The organism is Melioribacter sp. (genome assembly GCF_049325435.1).
Lineage (GTDB): Bacteria > Bacteroidota > Ignavibacteria > Ignavibacteriales > Melioribacteraceae > Melioribacter > Melioribacter roseus.
In genome coordinates this window covers 286299-308015 of record NZ_JBMOLD010000001.1, presented here as the reverse complement: position 1 = coordinate 308015, position 21717 = coordinate 286299, and the positions used below count along the sequence as shown (strand labels likewise).

At 42.7% G+C, this 21717-nt stretch carries 13 protein-coding genes and 1 other RNA gene; all 14 read left to right on the top strand.

All coding sequences use genetic code 11. The features are described from left to right. Position 1 precedes the first annotated feature (1 nt). The 14 genes from ACOYVE_RS01265 (at position 2) to ACOYVE_RS01200 (ending at position 21706) form a co-directional block, all read left to right on the top strand. Positions 2–994: a site-2 protease family protein gene (locus ACOYVE_RS01265; RefSeq protein WP_422880571.1), complete on the top strand. Its 993-nt coding sequence runs from the start codon at positions 2–4 to the stop codon at positions 992–994. A gap of 115 nt (positions 995–1109) precedes the next feature. Further along, positions 1110–1949, top strand: a complete 840-nt coding sequence (locus tag ACOYVE_RS01260) for a hypothetical protein (protein ID WP_014856731.1) — start codon at positions 1110–1112, stop codon at positions 1947–1949. Between the two features lie 70 nt (positions 1950–2019). After that, a complete protein-coding gene (locus ACOYVE_RS01255) occupies positions 2020–3555 on the top strand; it encodes a sialidase family protein (RefSeq protein ID WP_157867393.1) in 1536 nt (511 codons plus the stop codon). A 17-nt stretch (positions 3556–3572) separates the two neighbouring features. Continuing rightward, positions 3573–4571, top strand: coding sequence for a hypothetical protein (locus ACOYVE_RS01250; protein ID WP_014856733.1), 999 nt, complete (start codon positions 3573–3575; stop codon positions 4569–4571). Between the two features lies 1 nt (position 4572). Then, entirely contained in the window at positions 4573–5463 is an 891-nt protein-coding gene (locus ACOYVE_RS01245) for a PorV/PorQ family protein (protein WP_422880570.1), read from the top strand. Between the two features lie 15 nt (positions 5464–5478). Continuing rightward, a complete protein-coding gene (locus ACOYVE_RS01240) occupies positions 5479–6438 on the top strand; it encodes a GNAT family N-acetyltransferase (RefSeq protein ID WP_014856735.1) in 960 nt (319 codons plus the stop codon). A 5-nt stretch (positions 6439–6443) separates the two neighbouring features. Beyond that, positions 6444–7568 carry a glycosyltransferase gene (locus tag ACOYVE_RS01235; RefSeq protein WP_014856736.1) on the top strand — a complete coding sequence of 375 codons (1125 nt, stop codon included), beginning with the start codon at positions 6444–6446 and terminating at the stop codon, positions 7566–7568. Beyond that, positions 7552–8562 (top strand): glycosyltransferase family 9 protein, encoded by a 1011-nt coding sequence (locus ACOYVE_RS01230; RefSeq protein ID WP_014856737.1) that lies wholly within the window; start codon positions 7552–7554, stop codon positions 8560–8562. The genes ACOYVE_RS01235 and ACOYVE_RS01230 overlap by 17 nt, the downstream gene beginning before the upstream one ends. 24 nt (positions 8563–8586) lie before the next feature. Further along, an RNA gene (gene ffs, locus ACOYVE_RS01225) (signal recognition particle sRNA small type) lies at positions 8587–8683 on the top strand. Between the two features lie 213 nt (positions 8684–8896). After that, positions 8897–11206: a glycoside hydrolase family 3 N-terminal domain-containing protein gene (locus ACOYVE_RS01220; protein WP_014856738.1), complete on the top strand. Its 2310-nt coding sequence runs from the start codon at positions 8897–8899 to the stop codon at positions 11204–11206. Positions 11207–11438: 232 nt separating this feature from the next. Next, positions 11439–12845, top strand: a complete 1407-nt coding sequence (locus tag ACOYVE_RS01215; RefSeq protein ID WP_014856739.1) for an MFS transporter — start codon at positions 11439–11441, stop codon at positions 12843–12845. A gap of 25 nt (positions 12846–12870) precedes the next feature. Continuing rightward, complete coding sequence (locus ACOYVE_RS01210) at positions 12871–15954, top strand: carboxypeptidase-like regulatory domain-containing protein (RefSeq protein WP_422880568.1); 3084 nt, start codon at positions 12871–12873, stop codon at positions 15952–15954. Positions 15955–15982: 28 nt separating this feature from the next. Beyond that, on the top strand, positions 15983–17788 hold the full coding sequence (locus tag ACOYVE_RS01205) for a T9SS type A sorting domain-containing protein (RefSeq protein ID WP_014856741.1): 1806 nt from the start codon (positions 15983–15985) through the stop codon (positions 17786–17788). Positions 17789–17893: 105 nt separating this feature from the next. After that, positions 17894–21706 carry a T9SS type A sorting domain-containing protein gene (locus ACOYVE_RS01200; RefSeq protein WP_051015876.1) on the top strand — a complete coding sequence of 1271 codons (3813 nt, stop codon included), beginning with the start codon at positions 17894–17896 and terminating at the stop codon, positions 21704–21706. Positions 21707–21717 lie beyond the last annotated feature (11 nt).

Sequence of the window (21717 nt, the reverse complement as noted above, 5' to 3'; positions counted from 1 at the left end):
AATGGAAGAAGAGATCTACGACGTTTACGAATCGAGCTATACTAAAAAAGAAAAAAATAATTATCTGATTCATATCGGATTATTCGTAATCACTTTTTTGACGACTCTAATAGCCGGTATGGAATGGACGACCGGTTCGATGGGACCTTACGAGATGACCGAAATATGGAAAGGGTTGCCATATGCGGCATCTATACTTTTTATTTTGGCGTCGCACGAGTTCGGTCACTATTTCGCTTCAGTCTATCACGGGGTTAAAGCGACCTTGCCTTATTTTATTCCGTTTCCTCCTATACCCGGATTTTTCAATTTCGGTACGATGGGCGCAGTAATCAAAACAAAGTCGCCCATACCCGATAATAAGTCGATGTTTGACATTGGAGTAGCGGGACCTCTTGCGGGTTTTGTCGCTTGTTTGATTGTATTGATCTACGGATATACGCATTTGCCTCCGGTTGATTATATATTATCAATACACCCCGATTATTTCTCGCCCGATTACGGTAAAGGCGCAGTTAATCTTGAATTCGGGTCGACTCTGCTTTTTGAATTGCTTCAAACGATATTTACGAAGCCGGGGGATTTTATCCCTCCGATGAGCGAAATTTATCATTATCCTTATTTGTGCGTTGGATGGTTCGGTCTGTTTGTAACTGCAATGAATCTGATTCCGGTAGGGCAGCTCGACGGCGGGCATATCATTTATTCGATGTTCGGTTCTAAAATTCACGAAGCCGTCGCCAGCATATCAATGTCATTGCTGGTTATATTCGGCGTACTTGGAGTTGTCGATTCGGCGCTTGCGCTTAATCTGAATAGCGGGTGGTCAGGCTGGCTTTTCTGGGCAATGATACTTTATTTTATTATAAAAGTTAAACACCCGCCCGTTCCTTATTTTACTAAACTCGGCAAAGGCAGAATGATACTCGGATATATTGCGATTTTGATTTTCATATTGTCTTTTTCTCCTACGCCATTTATTATTAATTTTTAAACATACTTGACTTTTAATTAACATTATAATATAATTGCCACCAAAAGAGAGAGAAAAGGTTATAGAAAAACTGTTACTCTAAATTTTGCGAACAGATACTTAAGAGGTAATTTCTATGATCTTTTCTTTCTTTCGTTTTAAACGGCATCTCTTTGTAGTTTCATTATTGACTTTATTCGTCGCTTGTAATGAAGAACTACCTTCCGGAGTAATTGATACCTCACAGGTTAACTTAATTGTTAAAAAAATAATTGCTTCCGGGCAGTTTTCCTACTCGCAGGTCGATTCGCTTTACAAATTCCAGGTGGAAATTGACAATTCGGAGAATGTTCTGGATTTCTGGATCAGACTAAGACTATCCGACGGATCGGAAGCATTCATCGATCAATTGCCGCTTAAAGACGACGGCGACCTCTCCAATTCCGGCGACAACCGGGCAGGCGACAATATCTATTCGGCATTATTGCCGATGAGCAAACAATTCCCGTCGGGTAAATATGTGATTGAAGGTTTTGTTCTGGAAAAAAATGATCCCTCTTCGGAAACTCGAAAGGTTTTTTCTCACTATCTCGATTATTCCAACGAAAGCGAAAATTATCCGCCTGAAATTATAGAAATTATGGCTCCGTCATCCGGTAATGTAAATCAACGCATAACGTTATCCGTAAGGGTTTCCGACTCCAATGGTTTGAACGACATTACGGAAGTTTATTATGAATTATATCGACCCGACGGAACACAAGTGCAAAACAGTCAAGGCATCACGAAGTTTCCGATGTTCGACGATGGAAACAGCAGTATAAACGGGGATATAACTGCAGACGACGGCGTTTATACGGTCTTCCTAACATTCCCTGAAGGACAACCGTCGGGACAATGGCGTTTTATATTCGGCGCACGCGATAGAGCGGGAGCTGTAAGTAATCCTGTTGAATTCGATTTCATTCTTAATTAAGTAAAAGGAATGTAAAATGTTTATTAATCAAGGAGCAATAAGAAGTTTTGTGGGGTTATTATTATTCTTTATGTTATCCCTGCAAGGATTAACCCCGGCGCAGCAATTTTCGTATACATATAAACTTGAGAATGGCGCGTCGCAAGCTCAAGGCAGCAATGAAGTGGAAAAGATTTTAATTGTTAACGATACGATCTGGCTGGCTACTTCGAAGGGACTGAGTAAATCGGAAGATTACGGACAAACTTGGATCAATTACTACCGCCACGAAGCTTTCGGCGAAGAAGGAATTTCAGCCATTGCATATCATAACGGCACAATTTGGGCGGCTACATGGCATCTTGAAAACGCCGCCGGCTCGTCGGTGCCCTTCGGTACCGGACTCCGTTATTCTCGGGACGGCGGAAAAACCTGGGTAACCGTTGAACAACCGGTGGATGATCCGGGCGATTCGTCCGTTACTTACGGAATTAATAATTTGAGAGCCTTGCCCGTAACCGTAGGTCATAATAATTTTGTCTACGATATCGCTTTTACGGGAGAGACCGTCTGGATTGCTTGTTTTGCCGGCGGTCTGCGCAAATCCGATGATATGGGAAAAACTTGGAAGCGGGTTGTACTCCCGCCGGACTATCTCGATTCGATTAAACCATCCGACCAACTTAATTTTTCACTGCAACCCGTAGCGGGTAAATTTGGCAGCGAGTCGTACCTGAATCACCGAGTTTTTTCTTTGCTTGCCTTGGACGATTCTACAATCTATGTGGGAACCGCCGGAGGTATAAATAAAAGCGTCGACGGCGGCGTAAGCTGGACAAAATTTAATCATACTAACCAGAGTAAACCCATCAGCGGCAATTTTATTCTGGAACTGGCGCATAATAGGGCGGACAATTCTATCTGGGCTGCAACTTGGCGAGCCGAAGGGAGCAGCGAATATTACGGACTGAGCGTTTCGTTCGACGGAGAAAAAAATTGGGAAACTTATCTCGTTGACCAGAAAGTGCTGGGCATCGATTTCAAATATTATAATAACGGTTCTTACGATGTATTCGCTGCCACGGAAGACGGATTGTTCAGATCGGACGACCGGCTCAATAACTGGATTGCTGCGCCCAGAATATACGACAGCAATACCGGAGTCGGAACAAATTATATTACCCGACGTTTCCGATGCGTTAATGTTTATCAGAAAAATAACAATACGGACGTGTGGATCGGTTCTTTGGACGGATTAATCAAGTACAATGACACAGACAATAATTGGGGCGGCAACTGGAAGGTTTTCATTGCGTCGCAAAAGCTCGAGTCCGATAATTCGACGTATGCTTTCCCGAACCCTTTTTCTCCGGATAACGAAATTGTAAGAATAAAATACAATTTAAACAAACCGGCTGAGGTAACAATTCGCGTATTTGATTTCGGAATGAATTTGGTAAAAACCATAATTCAAAACGCCCCAAGAAATTTGCAGGGCGACCAGTTCGAAGTTTGGAACGGCAGGGATGAAGCGGGGAACTTTGTACCAAACGGAGTCTACTTTTACAGGATCGACAAAGGAGGCGACGGCGAGCCTCTCTTTGGAAAAATAATGGTGCTCAGATAAAAATTTAAGAGAGAAAAATGAAAAGAAATAACTTAATCCTAATAATAATATTTTTTCTTGCCGCCAGCGTTTACGGTCAATTCTCGCGTATTAACAGTACGGCGGGGAGCTTCAGCCGGCTCGGCTTCGGCGCAAGAGGCATGGGTATGGGCAATGCAATGTCTTCGGTAACTGCGGGGAATCTAAGCGCATATTATAATCCCGCCGTTTCGGTTTATCAGGAAAACAGTTTATTCCAGGCTTCTTATTCAATTCTTTCACTCGACCGTTCGCTAAATTTTATCGGCTTTACAAAAAAATTCGGTTTGGGTAAAACCGTCTCTCCCGACGGACGGGAAACGTTCAGATCTTACGCGGGACTTAGCGTCGGACTGATTAATGCCGGAGTTTCGGGCATTGAAGTAAGGGACGATGCAGGCGAAAAATTCAAGAGCGTATCGACGTCTGAAAATCAGTTTTTCGTGGCTCTCGCCAACAGGTTTTCCGGAAAATTGGCCGTGGGAGTTGCCTTTAAGTTTTACTATTACAGCCTGTATGAAAACATGACCGCAACGTCGGTCGGTATTGACATCGGTGCAATCTATTCATTAACAAAATCAATGAATCTGTCGTTTGTTGTTTCGGATTTGAATTCTTCATATAAATGGGATTCGTCGAATATTTACGGACAGAACGGAAGAAATACCACCGACAAATTTCCGCTTATTAAAAAAGTAGGACTCTCTTACAAATTTGACGATCCTCAACTTCTCCTTGCAGTCGAATGGCAGGGCAGCAATGCTAATTCGAACATTCTGCGGGGCGGCATAGAATATCAGCCGATCGAAAATTTGTACTTGCGCGGAGGACTCGACAGATTTGAATTGTCCGAAGACGACATACCCGTGCGTCCTTCATTAGGTTTTTCTTATCTTTACGGTATGAAAAATTTGAATCTTGGTATCAACTATGCTTTTGTAGTCGAGCCGTACTCGACTTCTGATCAACATATTATAGGAATTAATCTACTTTTCTGATATGAAAAAAATAATTTTGATTTTATTCGTAGCATGGGGAATTATAGAAGGACAGTCTTCCCAATCGACAGGGATGTCGATCCTTAAAAACGGCACAGGCTCCAGAATCATTAGTATGGGAGAACTTGGCGTCGCCCAAACCGATATATATGATTTTGTCTATAACCCTTCTTTACTCAGTCTCGATAATTCCACCGCTTTTTCGTTTACGCACAATACGAGATTTAATGATATTGGCACGCGCAATTTTTTGGCCAGATTGGAATTATGGGGCATACCTCTCGGGCTTACATTAGCCTCGACTACAATCGACAATATAGAAATAAGAACTAAGCCGGGCGAACCGGAAGCTACATTCAACGCCAATTATTTTTACGGCGGCATTTCATTCTCGGGAAAATTATACGACTCGTTCTTCGCAGGCGCTACTGTGAAATTTATTTATGAAAATCTTTATACCGACGACGCTTCCGGCATCGCTTACGATATGGGCCTCTCGTACTCCGGTCTTACGGAAAATCTGTTGCTGGGACTCTCTGTCAGAAATCTCGGTAAAATGAATAATCTCAGGTACCAAGCCTCCGATTTGCCATCCGAGATAAGAACGGGCGTTTCGTATAAATTTATTCTTAACAAAGTTAATCTGCTTATAACCGCGGGCGCTCAGAAATATTTTAACGGAGATAATTTACATCTGCACGGCGGTTTTGAAATCGATTACTCGGGCGCGCTCTTTCTGAGAGCGGGTTATATGTCGGGGTATTATTCGAAGAAAATTACCGCCGGTTTCGGCGTCAATTGGAACAATATCGGTCTCGACTACGCTTTTCAGCCGTACGAGTACAGCCTGGGTGATTCCCACACCTTTAGTATATCATATTCTATCAGATAAAAAATACGGTTGCATATGGAAATTATCCGATATACGGAAGAATGGAAAGAAGAATGGGACAAATTCGTACTGGAGTCAAATAACGGTACAATGTTCCACATGCAAAAATTTCTCGACTATCACGAACCGGGAAAATTCAAATTCGACCATCTGATTTTTCTCGACAAGGGGAATATTATCGCTCTTCTTCCAGGTTCTATTATCGACGGTATGTTCGAATCGCCCATCGGCGCAAGTTACGGTTCGATTGTTACCAAAGATATTACGTTTTCAAAAGCTATGGAGATAGTCGAAGCTTTGATTGACTACGGAAAAAAGAACGGCATTAAAGAGTTTATGTTGACCGCAGCTCCAATGATATACGAAGAATATCCGAATCAAAGTCTCGACTATGCTATGTTGTGGCAGGGCTTTTCGTACAAGCTTCATTACATTTCGAGCGCAATCAAACTCGATCCTCAACGGGATATAATCGAAAGATTTTCGCCTACGATTCGAAGGAACGTCCGAAAAACATTCCGGGATTTCAAACTGCGAGTGGAAGCAAACGACAATTACGAGGAATTTTATCCGATTCTATTGGAAAATAAAGCCAGGCACGGAGTTAAGCCGACGCATTCGCTTAGAGATTTGCGCCGCCTAAAAGAATTATTGCCCGACTATTTGAAATTGTTTATGGTTTACGACGGCGAGAATCCAATCGGCGGTTCTTTGATGTTTTATCCCAATAAGAATGTGGCTCTCTGTTTTTACAATATGCTGAAATACGAATTTGCGCATTTGAAACCGATTCAAAGAGTGATGTACGAAGTGGTGAAAGACGCCACCGAAAGAGGTTATAAATATGTGGATATAGGCGTTTCGCAGGATACAAAAGCGGATAATCCGATGACCCCGAGTATGAGTTTGATCGAATTCAAAGAAAAATTCGACGCCAAAGCGATTATGAGAAATACACTCTACATCAAACTTTAGACGACATGAAAATATGCATCGCATTTCTGGGGAATTATAAACACGATTCGAGAATAACTAACCTTTCCGATTCCCTCAGGTCAGAAGGGCATCATGTAGAGATTATTTCCTTTGACTGGTTCGGAATTGCAAATGATATAATCGAAAAAGACGCCGTCGTATATAAATTGCACAGAGGCGAAAACCGTCTGCTGTTCTATCTCGACTTTGCAATTAAATTGTTGAGCCGACTTTTTGCAGTAAAAGCGGATATCTATTTTGCCGAAGATATTTATACATTGCCTTTTGTCTATTGGGCGGCTCGGATAAGAAAATCAAAAATCTATTACAACAGCAGGGAGCTCTATCCGTTCGTAGGAGGATTGACCAATCGTCCGGCGCTGCAAAAAATTATAAGGTTAATCGAAAAATTTTTTATCAAACGAGTCGACCTTGTCTTGACCACAGGCGAACTCGATTCTGAATTCCTTCATAATTATTACGGAATTTCCAATACGATCGTAATTAGGAACATTCCTTTGTACAGAAAACCGGAAAGAAAAATTGACATCAGGAAATTGTATAACATACCGAAAGGAAACATGATTGTTTTGTATCAGGGAATGTTATTGAACGGCAGAGGATTAAGTTATTTTATTAAAGAACTGGCAGACCTGGAAAGAGTGACGTTGTTGATTTTGGGCGAAGGAGAAAAGAAAGAATATTTTAAGAAACTTGCCGAAGAATATTCCGTGAATGATAAGATCGTTTGGGGCGGTTTTATTGAACAGTCGGACTTAATTAATTATACGTCGGCCGCCGACGCGGGACTTTGTTTAATAGAAAACATTAGCGTCAGTTATTACCATGCTTTGCCCAATAAATTGTTCGAATATATAATGGCGGGGCTGCCCGTTATCTCCAGTAATCTGCCTCAGATGAGAAAGATTGTCGCTCGGTATAATGTCGGAGAAATAGTCGATATAGAAAAGGGAGAATCCGTCGCAAACATAATCAACAGTTGGTTGGACGATCCTTCGCGGCTTGTTAATTACAGGGATAATTGCCTGAAGGCTGCCGAAGAATTAAATTGGCAAAAAGAATACGAACGAGTTCGCGGAAGACTATTCGGCGATGAAAAAGAAAAATAAAAGGATTCTTATAGTTCGTCCCGACAGGATCGGAGATGTTGTATTATCCACTCCGCTGCCTCGTGAAATTAAAAAAAAGTTTCCCGACGGTTATGTCGCAGTAATGGTGCGGGAATATGCAAAAGACGTTTATTTGAACAACCCCTTCATTGATGAAATAATAATTTACGATGCAAATAATCCTTTCTTAAAAACAGTTAAAACAATTCGTAAATACGGCTTTACGCATGCTTTAATGCTTTTGCCGGACGAAAGAATCAATTATTTGTTGTTCTTTGCGGGTATTCCGTGCAGAGTTGGAGTGGGCCATAAATTATATCAGTTCCTCGCATTCGCGCGATATGTCGACAGGAATAAGTATAATCCTCTAAGGCACGAAGCCGATTATTCTCTCGATTTAGCGCGTAAAATAGGCGTCGACAGTAGCGATTACACTCCAGAGATTTATTTAAGCGAAGAAGAAAAAAAAATATCAGAAATACGTCGTAAAGAATTATTGAATCGAAAAAAATTTTTGATTGGAATCAATTCGACAAGCGGAGGATCAGCGCCAAATTGGAATGCCGAGCGCTACCGTAAATTAATTGAATTGTTGCTGAGCGATGATAATATAAGAGTAGCTGTTACCGATTTGGAACCGCCTGAATCGTTGAGCGGAATTGATAGTGTGGTTTATCCGAATGTAAACAGCACGCTGCGCAATTCTATAATCAATTTTAGCGCGCTCGATCTGCTTGTTTCGGCGAGCACTGGTCCGATGCACATATGCGCCGCATTAAAAGTAAAAACAGTATCCCTCTTTTGTCCGATGACCGCTTGTTCTCCTAAACTGTGGGGACCCCTGGGAAATTATAACAAAATAATTTTGCCAGAGGAAAATTACTGCAAATATAAATGTCCGGGCGACCCGAAAAAATGCGAATATTTAGATTCGGAATTGGTAACGCCCGAACGGGTTTTCGAGGAAATATCAGGAATGCTTAATAAAGAATAATTTTATATATTTGTAATCCATTTTAGCCAAGCCCTGATTGGCAGGTTAATACCCAACTCCGCCAGGTCCGGAAGGAAGCAACGGTAAGTATCTAACCTGGGTGATCGGCGGCTTGGCTTTTTTATTTTATAAAAAAATTTTTTTTGAGTTTTTTCGTTTACTTTTATTGCTAATTAAAATAAATCTTCGTAATATTGAAACGGTTTAATTATGTTTGAAATGATAAGACAACAATGGTCAAGGGATTATATTAATTGAACCATTTTTTTTAGGGTGATTTTCTTTTTTGTGCAGCAGGTTTTACTATACTTTTTACTAATACAGGAAGTAAGAAATGGAAAAATCAGTTCGCAACGCTAAACCGGAATCGGAAGTTTTATACGACTACAAAAACCCGGATTTATCCCCCGATGAAAGAGCCGAAGATTTATTAAAGAGAATGACTCTCGAAGAAAAAGTAGCGCAGATGTTGTGCATTTGGGAAGATAAAAAGACAATCTTTTTCGACGACGAGGGAAACTTCAGCATAGATAAAGTAAGAGAGCATCTTAAAAACGGAATCGGTCAGATTGCTCGTCTCAGCGATACTAACGGCGGTTTGGATCCGTATCAGATGGTTGAATTTGCGAATAAACTGCAGAAGTTTTTTGTGGAAGAAACCCGCCTTGGCATCCCTGTGATTTTTCACGAAGAATGTTTGCACGGTCTGGCGGCAAAAGACGCTACAAGCTATCCTGTTCCGATTGGTTTGGCTGCAACTTTTAATCCCGAATTAATTGAAAAAATATTTTCTGCAATTGCCGAAGACGCGCGTTCAAGAGGCGCTCATCAGGCTCTGACTCCCGTCGTCGATGTTGTAAGAGATCCGCGCTGGGGTAGAGTCGAAGAAACTTTCGGGGAAGACACCTATCTGGTTTCTCAAATGGGAATTGCCTCGGTTAAAGGTTTACAGGGCGACGGTTCGCTAAATAACAATAATAAAGTCATAGCCACACTAAAACATTTTGCCGCACACGGTCAACCTGAATCCGGCACTAACTGCGCTCCGGCAAATTTTTCCGAACGTTTTCTCAGAGATACTTTCCTGATGCCTTTCAAAGAAGCAATCGATAAAGCCGGCGTAATCAGCGTTATGGCTTCCTATAATGAAATAGACGGCATTCCTTCGCATGCTAATAAATGGTTGTTAAGAAAAGTTTTACGCGATGAATGGAATTTCAAAGGATTTGTAGTTTCGGATTATTACGCCATTACTGAACTGTTTCACAAAGAAGAAACGGTTAGCCACGGCGTTGCCGCAAACAAAGTTGAAGCTGCAAAATTAGCACTTGAAGCCGGCGTAAATATCGAATTTCCCAATCCCGATTGCTATCCCAATTTAACGGAAATGGTTAAAGGCGGTTTGGCGGACGAATCGGACATCGACGCTCTCGTCCTGCCGATGCTCAAATATAAATTCGAGCTCGGTCTGTTTGATAATCCCTACGTCGAAGCTGAGCCGGGTCAATTTGAAAACAAACTTGAACAGGACAGAGAATTAGCGCTTCAGGCGGCAAGAGAAACTATTACTCTTCTGAAAAACGAGGGTAATCTTCTGCCGTTAAAAGATTTCAAAAAAATAGCCGTAATTGGTCCAAATGCCGACAGAACGCTGCTGGGGGGATACCATGGAACGCCGAAATATTATACTTCGGTTTATCAGGGTATCAAGGATAAAGTCGGCAAAAACGGCGAGGTGTTTTACAGCGAAGGTTGCAAAATTACGGTCGGAGGTTCCTGGAACGATGATGAAGTAATATTGCCTGATCCTGCCGAAGACGAGAAATTAATTAACGAGGCGGTTGCCGTCGCTCAAAAATCCGATGTCGCCGTGCTGGTTCTGGGGGGAAACGAACAGACATCACGCGAGGCATGGAATAAAAAGCACCTTGGCGACCGCCCGTCTCTTGAATTGGTCGGAAGGCAAAATAAACTGGTAGAAGAAATTTTGAAAACGGGCAAACCGGTGGTCGTTCTCCTCTTTAACGGCAGACCGAATTCGATTGGGTTTATTAAAGATAATGTCCCCGCTATTTTGGAATGCTGGTATCTCGGACAGGAAACTGGAAGGGCGGTGGCAGACGTATTGTTTGGCGATTATAATCCCAGCGGAAAATTGCCTGTTTCAATTCCGAGGTCTGCAGGGCACATCCCCGCTCATTACAGTCACAAACCATCTGCCCGAAGAGGTTATCTCTTTGACGACGTTTCTCCGTTGTTTGCATTCGGTTACGGTTTGAGTTATACGAAATTTAGCTTTGATAATTTGCGGTTGAGCAAAGATACAATATCGGCGGACGAAAAGGTGAGTGTGTCGATTGAAGTTAAGAATGAAGGCGCGATTGCCGGAGAGGAAGTCGTCCAACTTTATATCCGAGATAAAGTAAGTTCGGTTACCAGGCCCGTTAAAGAATTAAAAGGATTTCGGAAGATCACTCTGGCCCCCGGTCAAACCAGTACGGTTGTGTTTGAGCTTTTACCCGAACATCTCGCATTCACAAATGTCGATATGAAGTTTACGGTCGAGCCGGGAGAATTCGAAATAATGGTTGGTAATTCTTCGCGCGACGAGGATTTAATAAAAACAATTTTAACGGTCAAATGAAATTGAAAAAATAAAATAGAGTTTTGTCCTTGGCTATGTCCGAATTAATTCGGAGAGCGAAAGGACCTCGATTATGAAAAATAGATTCGTATTATATTACTGTTGTGGGGGGACATACAACGGGGAGGGAACTTGCCGAATGTCTCCCGATTTTATAAATATGTCTTTTTCCGTTTTAAACCCAGGCCGATTAAACAGTCTTTCCGTAATAAAATCACTCAAGAGGTAGCTTGTGGAAAACAACAAGAAATATCTGTCTTTAAAAGAGAAAATAGGGTATAGTCTGGGAGATACCGCTTCGAATCTTTATTTCCAGACTTTCATGCTCTTTTTGATGTATTTCTACACGGACGTATACGGATTGCCTGCCGCTACTGTAGGCACTATGTTTTTAATTACCCGAATCTGGGATACTGTCAACGACCCGGTAATGGGTACGATTGCCGACCGTACAAACACACGCTGGGGTAAGTTCAGACCTTATTTGATCTGGGTCTCGGTTCCGTTTGGAATCTTGGGTGTGCTTACTTTTACAACGCCGGATTTTGATCCAACCGGAAAATTGATTTACGCATTCATTACTTATAATTTGTTGATGATGGCTTATACTGCCATCAATGTTCCTTATTCCGCTCTTATGGCGGTAATTACTCCTAATTCGATGGAAAGAACGGAACTTTCGTCTTTTCGTTTTGTCGCTGCTTTTGTAGGCGGGCTGATCGTACAGGCTTCGGTTCTTGCGCTGGTAAGATATTTCGGCGGCGACAACGAAGCGTTGGGCTGGCAATGGACTATGGGCATACTTTCAATGCTCGCAATACTATTGTTCTTTACGACGTTCATTACTACGAAAGAGCGGGTTTATCCGCCTAAAGAACAAAAGAGCGATTTCAAGCAGGACTTGAAAGACCTCATTTCCAACAAACCGTGGATACTGATTGCAGGGGCTACGGTTTTTCAATTGGTTTTCATTGTCGTCAGAAATTCCACAATTATTTATTACTTCAAATATTATATCCTCGATCAGAAAATTAGTTTATTCGGCGCCACCTACGAACTTTCATATGAAGTATTATCGTCTTCATTTATGCTTTCAGGAACGATTGTAACGATAATCGGCGCCATATTGACAAAATGGTTCGCTCAAAAATTCGATAAGAAGAATACCTACACATTTTTTCTGCTGGGAAGCGCAATATTCAGCGCCGCTATCTTTTTTGTGCCTCAGGATGCAATAATCTTGTTATTCCTTCTGAACCTCTTCCTGTCATTTTTCTTCGGACCGGTATCTGTGTTACAATGGGCGTTATATACGGACACGGCAGATTATTCGGAATGGGTAAACAAAAGAAGAGCCACAGGCTTGATAATGGCGGCTTCGTTATTCTCGCTTAAACTCGGTTTGACATTAGGAGGAGCAATCGTAGGGTGGCTGCTGGCTTATTACGGTTTTGTGGCTAATCAGGTTCAAAACGCGGAAGCAATTACCGGCATTAAACTTTTGATGACGATTTACCCTGCAATCGCGGGAGTAATCGGCGCGCTTCTGATGGTGAAATATCCACTTAATAATAAAATGATGGCTAAAATAGAAGAAGAATTACAGAGCAGACGCGCAAATGAAATGGCAACTAATTGATAATAAAATAAACAAGGAGGCGGGTATGACCCTCGATGTACCAATAAAAAGAATTTTTATATCTCTGGTTTTATTGATGCTTACAATTAGTCTTCCTCTCAATGCCCAGGGAAAAGGTAGTTTGAGAGGCACGGTTTACGACAAAGAAACAAATGAAACTCTACCGGGCGCCAATGTACTCGTTAAAGGAACTACTTTAGGCGCGGCTTGTAATCTCGACGGCGAATATGTCATCCGTAATATTCCCGCCGGGCGTCATACTATTATAGTTTCTTATATCGGATACGAACCTGACAGCGCCGTTGTGGACATCCCTGTAGGCAAAACGCTTGCTCAGGATTTTTATCTTGAAATAACTGCCATCGAAGGGCAGGATATAATTATTACCGCTCAAGCTCAAGGACAGCTCGAAGCTATTAACCAACAGTTGACATCCGATAAGATTGCAAATATAGTATCGGAATCGAGAATCCAGGAATTGCCCGACTTTAACGCCGCTGCGGCATTGAGCCGTCTGCCGGGTATTTCGACTCAAAAAAGTTCTGGCGAGGACAGCAAGGTTGTAATTCGCGGTCTTTCGCCTAAATACAATTCAATTGAAGTCGAAGGCGTTAAGTTATCCGCAACTGGAAGTTCGTCGATCGGTATAACTTCCGATCCCTATGTGGCAACCGGAGGTTTGAATAACGATCGCAGCGTCGACTTGACAATGATTTCTCCTTATATGATCAGAATGATTGCCGTTTATAAATCTTTAACGCCCGATATGAACGCAAATTCAATTGGCGGCACTGTCAATATGGAATTAAGAGAAGCTCCGTCGGGTTTGCACTGGAATTTACTCTATCAACAAGGCTATACTGCCAAAAGCAAAACATTCGGAAATTTCAGAGCCGTTGCTTCTGCAAGCAACCGTTTCTTCAACGATAAACTCGGCGTTTATGCTTTGGTAAATGCCGAATCTTATGATAGAAATGCAGATAATATGGACGCGGGATATGCTCTGGCTGCGGAAGAAGTGCAGATTGACCCAACTACCGGATATCGTCCCGTAAAAGTTACTTCTGTAACATTCAATCGTCACATCGAAACAAGAAAACGTTTCGGCGCCAACTTAATTATGGATTATAATCTTCCGAGCGGTTCGATAAAATTTGTAAATATGTTTGCAAGATTGAATTCCGATTATACCGATAACAGACAGACAATCAATTACGACAACGGTAGAATGGAATGGCAATTGAGATTGGGCGACAATACGGTCGATCAGCGTATGCATTCTATTAAGCTCGATTACGATTTAGGATTTATGACGGCGGATTTATCGGCGAACTACACTTCGGCAAACAATGTGCTGGATAGAGCTCCCGTTATTAATTTCAATCAAACGGACGCTCTCCAGAGCGGCGTTAAAAGAGATAACGTTAAACCGGAAGACCTCACATACTTGCTTACAAAATTCAGAGGTTCCGACGAAGTTATTCTGAGAAGCGCTAATCTATTCAGTAACAATTACCTCGAAGAAAAATTCTCGTATAAAGCAGATTTTGAAATCCCCTTCGGCATCGGAAATACTTTGAGCGGATTTTTCAAGTTCGGCGGACAAATTTATAATCAGTATAACAGAACAGATCAGGAAGCGCCTTATCTCGGATTTAACGGCAATGCAAATTCGACCGATAACGATATACAATCCAATTTAATGAGAACTATCAAAGAACAGTTCGGAATTTCAACCAACGACAGAGGCGAGCTGGTCGGTACGTCTTTTATTAACAACGACAATGAACTCTACGATCCTTTTCTGGATAATAAATACGGATCGGTCTATTACGTGGCCAATCCGAGCGTGTTAACCCAAATTCTTGATTACATTATCGGCAATCCTCAGTTCGACGCTTCCAATAAGCAATATAGCACAGGCGCGCAGGGCGGCTGGTACGACGGTCCTTTCCAGCAGTTGACTAACGACTACAGATACAATGAAGATTATTACGCTTCCTACGGTATGTTCAAAGTTAACTTCTGGAAGTTTATGGTTATTGCCGGAGCTCGTTACGAAAAAGTGAAAACCGAATACTTCGCCTATAATGCCAGAGACATGCGCAATGCTCAGGCTCAGATAATGTATGATACGACAGACCATAAATCGAATGAATTCGTACTCCCGATGGGACAAGTCAAATTTTCGCCTACAAAATGGCTCGACATTCGTTATGCTTATACTCAAACTTTATCCAGACCGGATTATCATTTGATAAGTCCCAAATTTACAATTACTCAGAATAATGCCATTTATACAGGCAATCCGGAACTTAAACCTGCTCAAGCGTTTAATCACGACCTCAGTTTTACGTTCCACACAAATGAAATCGGTTTGCTTTCGATCGGAGCATTCTATAAAACAATCGAAAACTTCGTTTACAATGCAAGTTACCAGCTAGACGCAGCCGAAGGCGCCGGCATCGACTCATTGCCGCGTTATCAAATAGTACGGGACGGCGCTCTCGTAGTTACACCCGTTGTTAATCCTACAACTGGAAAGTCGAACGCTATGGTTTACAGACCGCTGAACAATCCTTACGATGCAACCGTAAAAGGTCTTGAATTCGACTTTCAACACAATTTCTGGTATTTACCGTCGCCGTTTAATAACATGGTTCTGGGAATTAACTATGCGCGTATTGCTTCGGAAACCAGATATCCATTCTACGATGTGAAAGTTAAAGTGGAAGGCAGACAAAGAATTCCGGTACTCGTCGACAGCTCTGCCGCCGGACGATTATTGGATCAACCAAATCATGTACTGAATGCTTATTTGGGTTATGATTACAAAGATTTTTCAATCAGACTCTCGTTTGTTTATCAAGACCAGATTGCAACGGGAAACGGAGGCAGATATCCCGAAAACGATTCTTACTCGGACGATTATTTCAGAGTCGATTTATCGGCAAGACAGAAATTACCTTTCCTGAATTCGGAATTGTTCCTCGATTTCAGCAATCTGAACAATGCAAATACGCAGTCTTTGCATAAATCGACCGGAGGTTTCAGAAATATCCAGAATTACGGCTTGACTGCTAATCTCGGAATCAGATTAAGATATTAATCAACTTATTCATAAAAAAGGAGTAGCTATGAAGAAATTAATATTACTTTCACTTTTGTTGATGTTTGGCACTACTCTATTTGCTCAAAAGGATACCGTAGTTGTTCCGGGTTTCTATGAAACCGGACAATACGGAACATTGAATGATGCAATAGAGAAAGCTATTAACGACGGTACTATCAACAATACGGTTTTCAAATTAAACCCGTACGAGGTTTATGTTCTTAGCCGCAGTATTTATCTGGACCACGGACAAAACCTCGAAATAGTAGCGCCAAAACCTGGCGATACGCAAGAATCGGCTCCTCCTCAGATTGTATGGACGGAGGAAGGCATCGATAGAGCATATATTATTCAGAGCTACGGCGATATCGTGATGAAAAATATCTGGGTAAGATACGCCGACTTTTTGGGTAATAAAGTCAGCGGTTCGATTGTTTTCGAGAATCAAGACGAAGCGAACGATCCGGAAATCGGCATCTTCGACGGATGTATTTTTGATTATGCCGGTATTGGCGCAGAATCGGGCGGCGCTATTACAGTAAAAGCCGACCACTTCGTGGGTAAATTCTATAATTCTTACTGGAGAAATAATTCCGATAACCACTTCAGATACTACGGCCGCGCCGTATCGTTCCCGTATCAAAGTTCCGGATGGCATTATGATACGCTGATGTTCGAAAATTGTTCTTTTACTAATCTGAGCCGTATAATTATGCAGGAAGGAAACGAATACAGCGACAACGTTTATATTAACCACTGTACGCTTCTGAATTCCGTCGAATGGGTTTTCCAATCCGCGGGATGGCTCAGAAATGCCGCCATTACAAACTCGTTGTTTGTAAATCCCATGATGATCGGATACAGGGCAGTCGACGTTTGTCCGGACGGGATGACATACGACGATTTCAAAAACGGACTTTGTAATTCTCCCGGAGGCGGCTTAATCAACGGTTTGACCCCCGTCGATTCGTTCGGTTTTGCTGTCGACTTCACGGACTTCGACAGAAAATTATATATCGGGCATATTGCTTACTTGTATCAGGATTTCTATCTAAATTGGTTTACCGAAGCTCCTTCAGCTAAAGAAAGAATACGTAACAGAGAGTCCGATTTAATCTATAATCCTTCTCCTATGTTGGGACAGGACGAAATCGATTTTATCGATTCTACGGATGCGGAAGGCAATAAAGTGTTTAAAACAATGAATGTGGATTGGGAAACAATATATAGCGAAGATCCGCTGTTTATTGAACCGGCGACAAATCAGGAAGCATTACTTACATTCATGAATTATAAATGGAGTAACAATGCGGATATCGACTGGTCTTACAGACCCGACGCCGGTTTTAATCAGGAATGGCCGCTGCCTGAAAATCTCGCTTATACAAACGAAAAATATAAAACGGCTGCAATGGGCGGATTCCCGCTCGGCGACTTGAACTGGTTCCCGGATGTCAAACCGGCTTGGGAAGCTCAACGCGACCAGGAATGGGAAATTATCAATAACTGGTTAAACTACGGCACTCCGAATCCAGTAAGCGTGCGCGAAATTGCAGGGAAAATTCCGACGGAATATTCGCTTAAACAAAATTATCCCAATCCGTTTAACCCGACCACTAATATAGAATATTCGGTTCCGAAAGAAGGATACGTTTCTATTAAGATTTTCAACATGCTCGGTCAACAGATAGCAACATTATTTGAAGGAAATCAGAAAGCTGGTAATTATTCTGTGACTTTTGACGCTTCGAATTTACCCAGCGGAGTTTACGTATACCGTCTGGAGACAGACAATATAACATTGACGAAAAAATTAATGTTGATGAAATAATTATTAACGCACGCCGGATTTTTATTCGGCGTGCGCATATTAATTATAGGGGTGATTGTTAAATGCATACAAATAAATTTCTACACAAAATAGGGAGGTAGAATCGTGTTAAAAAATCTAAAACTTGTTTTACTGTTAGTCGTTTGGATGGCCTCCGGGCTGATGGCCCAGGAAGTTGTCCTATCCGACGAATTCGATAATGGCGACGGTATGTGGACAAATGGCTGGATCGACGCAGCTTCAGCCACCGTCACGTTTTCGATTGACAATACCGGAAAACTTTCCGGCGCTAATTCATATAAGGCGGAAATCGTCAAAGGCGGCGTTGAAATGTGGCGTATTCAACGCGTAGCCGATTTGCCGTTGGTTGCAGGCTACAAATATACTTTGTCTTTCATGGCTGTAGCTAGTAAAGATGCGGCAATAAATGCTCTTTTTGAGATCAACGGAGATCCTTATACCAAATATCTGGATGATACTGCCTATGTAACTACAACTCCTCAAACTTTTACGTTCGAAATGACGGCTGATATCAGCGTTCCCAATAATCAGCTTAAATTTATGTTTGGAGGAGCTCAAAACGATAATAGTACAATATGGATTGACAACATCATAGTGACTCGTACGGTAGACCCTGCATTTGTTACATTATGGGGCGCTACAAGCCGAGGCACCGGTTGGCCTATTCTTAACAGAGAAGATACTCCTCCTGGCGACGGAGGCATGGGCGCCGACGGTCCGCCGCCGAGCTGGGCTACTATCAGAGGCGGATTCGGACAAGTATTACAGGCAACCGAAGACCAGGCTGTAGTTGTTAAAGGTCAATTTGAATATGTTGGCGATGGACCCGGTGAAAGCTATGTAGGCTTGCGTTATGCATTAACCTATTGGGATGACGAAGGCGAATTGGCAAACCGTTATACCGATTCGGCTATGTGGACTGGCAGCGGCGTTCATTATGGCTATGAATTTACGCCCCGCTCCGGAACTACGGACATGGCTAACGGCGCCGGCGGCGCTGGAACCGTTTGGACTATTAACGGCGGCAGCGGTTGGAACAGTACTTGGAGCAATAATGGCGGTCCCATTGCAGCTGTCGAACAAAAACCGCTTCGCGCTGTGATTGAAGGCGGCGTATACGATTTTGCCATCTCGGTTCGACCTTTAGCCGACGGCACAAACGAAATCCGCTGGTATATGTATCATGTCGATAAAAAATATTGGTTCGGAGGCACTGTTATCGACAGCGCTCAGGTAAGTACTAAGTTCAACGGTATTTGCTTCGGAGTTGGCGACGGCATCGAAACAAATATGACCGCATTTAAACTTATGGGCGTTAAAGCCGAACTCGGCGAGCCGATTACCGTTCCGGAAGCCCCATGGCAAGCATATTATTTGCAAGATTGGGGATTAACTGCACAGGGTAAATATTGGCCGATTAAAAACGACGAAAACACTCTTGTTGGCGACGCTGTTATTGCCGGCGACGGAACTCCTTTGAATGGAGCCGGCTGGGCAACCGTGCAAGGCGGTTTCGGTCAGGACCTCGAATTAAAAACGGACAAAGCATTAATTGTTACCGGCGAACTTGAATTCGTAGGTACGGAAGGCGCCGGAAGCAGTTATACTCCTATCCGTTACGCTATAACATATATGGAAAATGGTCAACTTGAAAATCCGCTCACAGATTCGGCAGCTTGGGTAGGCGGAAAATATTGGGGCTACGGCTTCCATCCGCGTACCGGAGCCGGAACTATGTCGAACGGAAACGGCGGCAGCGGTACCGTATGGACTATTAATAACGGAAACTGGAACAGCACCTGGAGCAATAACGGTAAACCGATTGCCGCAATCGAACAGGCTCCGAGAAACGCGCAGATTATTCCCGGCACTTACAAATTTGCATTTTCCTTAAGAAAAGTAGACGACACACATACTGAAATTAAATGGTATCTCATTGAAAAGAATAATAAGTACTGGTTCGGCGGAAGCATTGTAGATACCGCTACAACGGACAAATTCAATAGTATCTGTTTCGGTATTAATACCGGCGATTGGACAGAATTCAAAGTAATTGCAGCTAAAGTTGATTACGGAGATCCGATTGTAGTTCCCGAAGCGCCATGGGAACCATTCTATGTCGAGCTTTGGGGAGCAACAAATCGCGGTAAAGGCTGGCCAATACTCGTGGATTCCAACACAATAGTAGGCGATGCAGCAATGGGCGCCGACGGTCCGCCGCCAAGCTGGGCTACTATCAGAGGCGGTTTTGGAACTACTGTCGAGGCTTCAACTAATAAAGCTGTCATTGTCTCCGGTCAATTTGAATACGTAGGCGATGGACCCGGCGAAAGTTATGTAGGTTTACGATATGCTTTAACTTATTGGGAAGACGAAGGAGAATTAATAAATCGTTTTACACCTACGGCAGAGTGGACCGGATCTGGAGTTCATTACGGTTATGAATTTACTCCGCGTTCCGGAACCACCGATATGGCTAACGGAGCCGGCGGAGCCGGTACAATTTGGACGATAAATGGCGGCTCCGGCTGGAACAGCACTTGGAGCAACAATGGATGGCCTATCGCAGCTATAGAGCAGGCTCCGGCTCGCGCTGTAATCGAGGGCGGAGTTTATGATTTCGCTATCTCCGTTCAACCTTTGCCCGACGGTACAAATGAAATTCGCTGGTATATGTACCATAAAGATAAAAAATATTGGTTCGGCGGCACTGTAATTGACACTGCCCAGGTAACCACCAAATTCAACGGTATCTGCTTTGGTATAGGTGACGGTATAGAAACTGAAATGAGAGAGTTCAGATTAATTGCAGTTAAAGTAGATAAAGGCGATCCGATTACAGTTCCCGAAGCTCCATGGCAGGAGTTTTATGTGGGAGATTGGGGATTCATTGGCGACAGAACCGGCGGTTGGACGCTTGAACCCGTTGAATTGATTGGCAATGCTACAATGCACGGCGCTAAAAAACCGTTCGGCTGGGCTGCATTAAGAGGCGAATTCCCGATTGATGTTACTCCCAAAGTCGACAGAGCCATGATTGTTACCGGTAAAATGGAATTCGTAGGCGGAGGTTTTGAAGGATGGTCGTCACTTAGAATGGGACTATTCTATCAGGAGTCCGGAAGGTTAGTTGAAACAGAAAACGGAATGGCCTGGGATGGTTCCGAATCGGGCGCATCGGGTTACCTTGTTATTCCTCACAGCGGCGGCAACGATTTAACCGTATGGGGCGAAGGAACTGACCAAATGGGTACTGTTGGCGGTATTGTCAACGGAACGTGGCTCAACACTAACGAACCGGAAAATTATGTTCTGGCTGAAACACGTCAGAAACCTGCCGGCGCTGTTGCTACGGAAGGCATGTACAACTTTGCATTCTCAGTTGCTCCGCAAGAAAACGGAAATGTCGAATTCCGTTATTATATCTACAAAGAAGACGGAACATATAATTTCGGCGGAATTGTTGTCGACGATAAGAATCCGATTACTAAATTCAACAGCTTTAATATTGCGCTCAACAACCTGGCAACTGCTACTCAATTAAATCTGATCGATGTATTGGTTGATCTGGGAGCTCCGATTGAGATTCCGGATTCGGTTGTTTCTGTAGAAACATTATCTTCTACAATACCTACTGATTACTCGCTCGGTCAAAATTATCCGAATCCGTTCAACCCGACAACCAACATCGAATTCGCATTACCGAAAACCAGCGACGTTAAACTGGTTGTTTATGACGCATTGGGCAAAGAAGTAGCTCAATTAGTAAACGGACAAATGAGCGCCGGTTATCACAGAGTTACTTTCAACGCTTCTAACCTTGCATCCGGCGTCTACTTCTATACCATTAAAGCCGGTGAATTTTATAGCGTCAAGAAATTGATGTTGATAAAATAACAGCTCCTTAA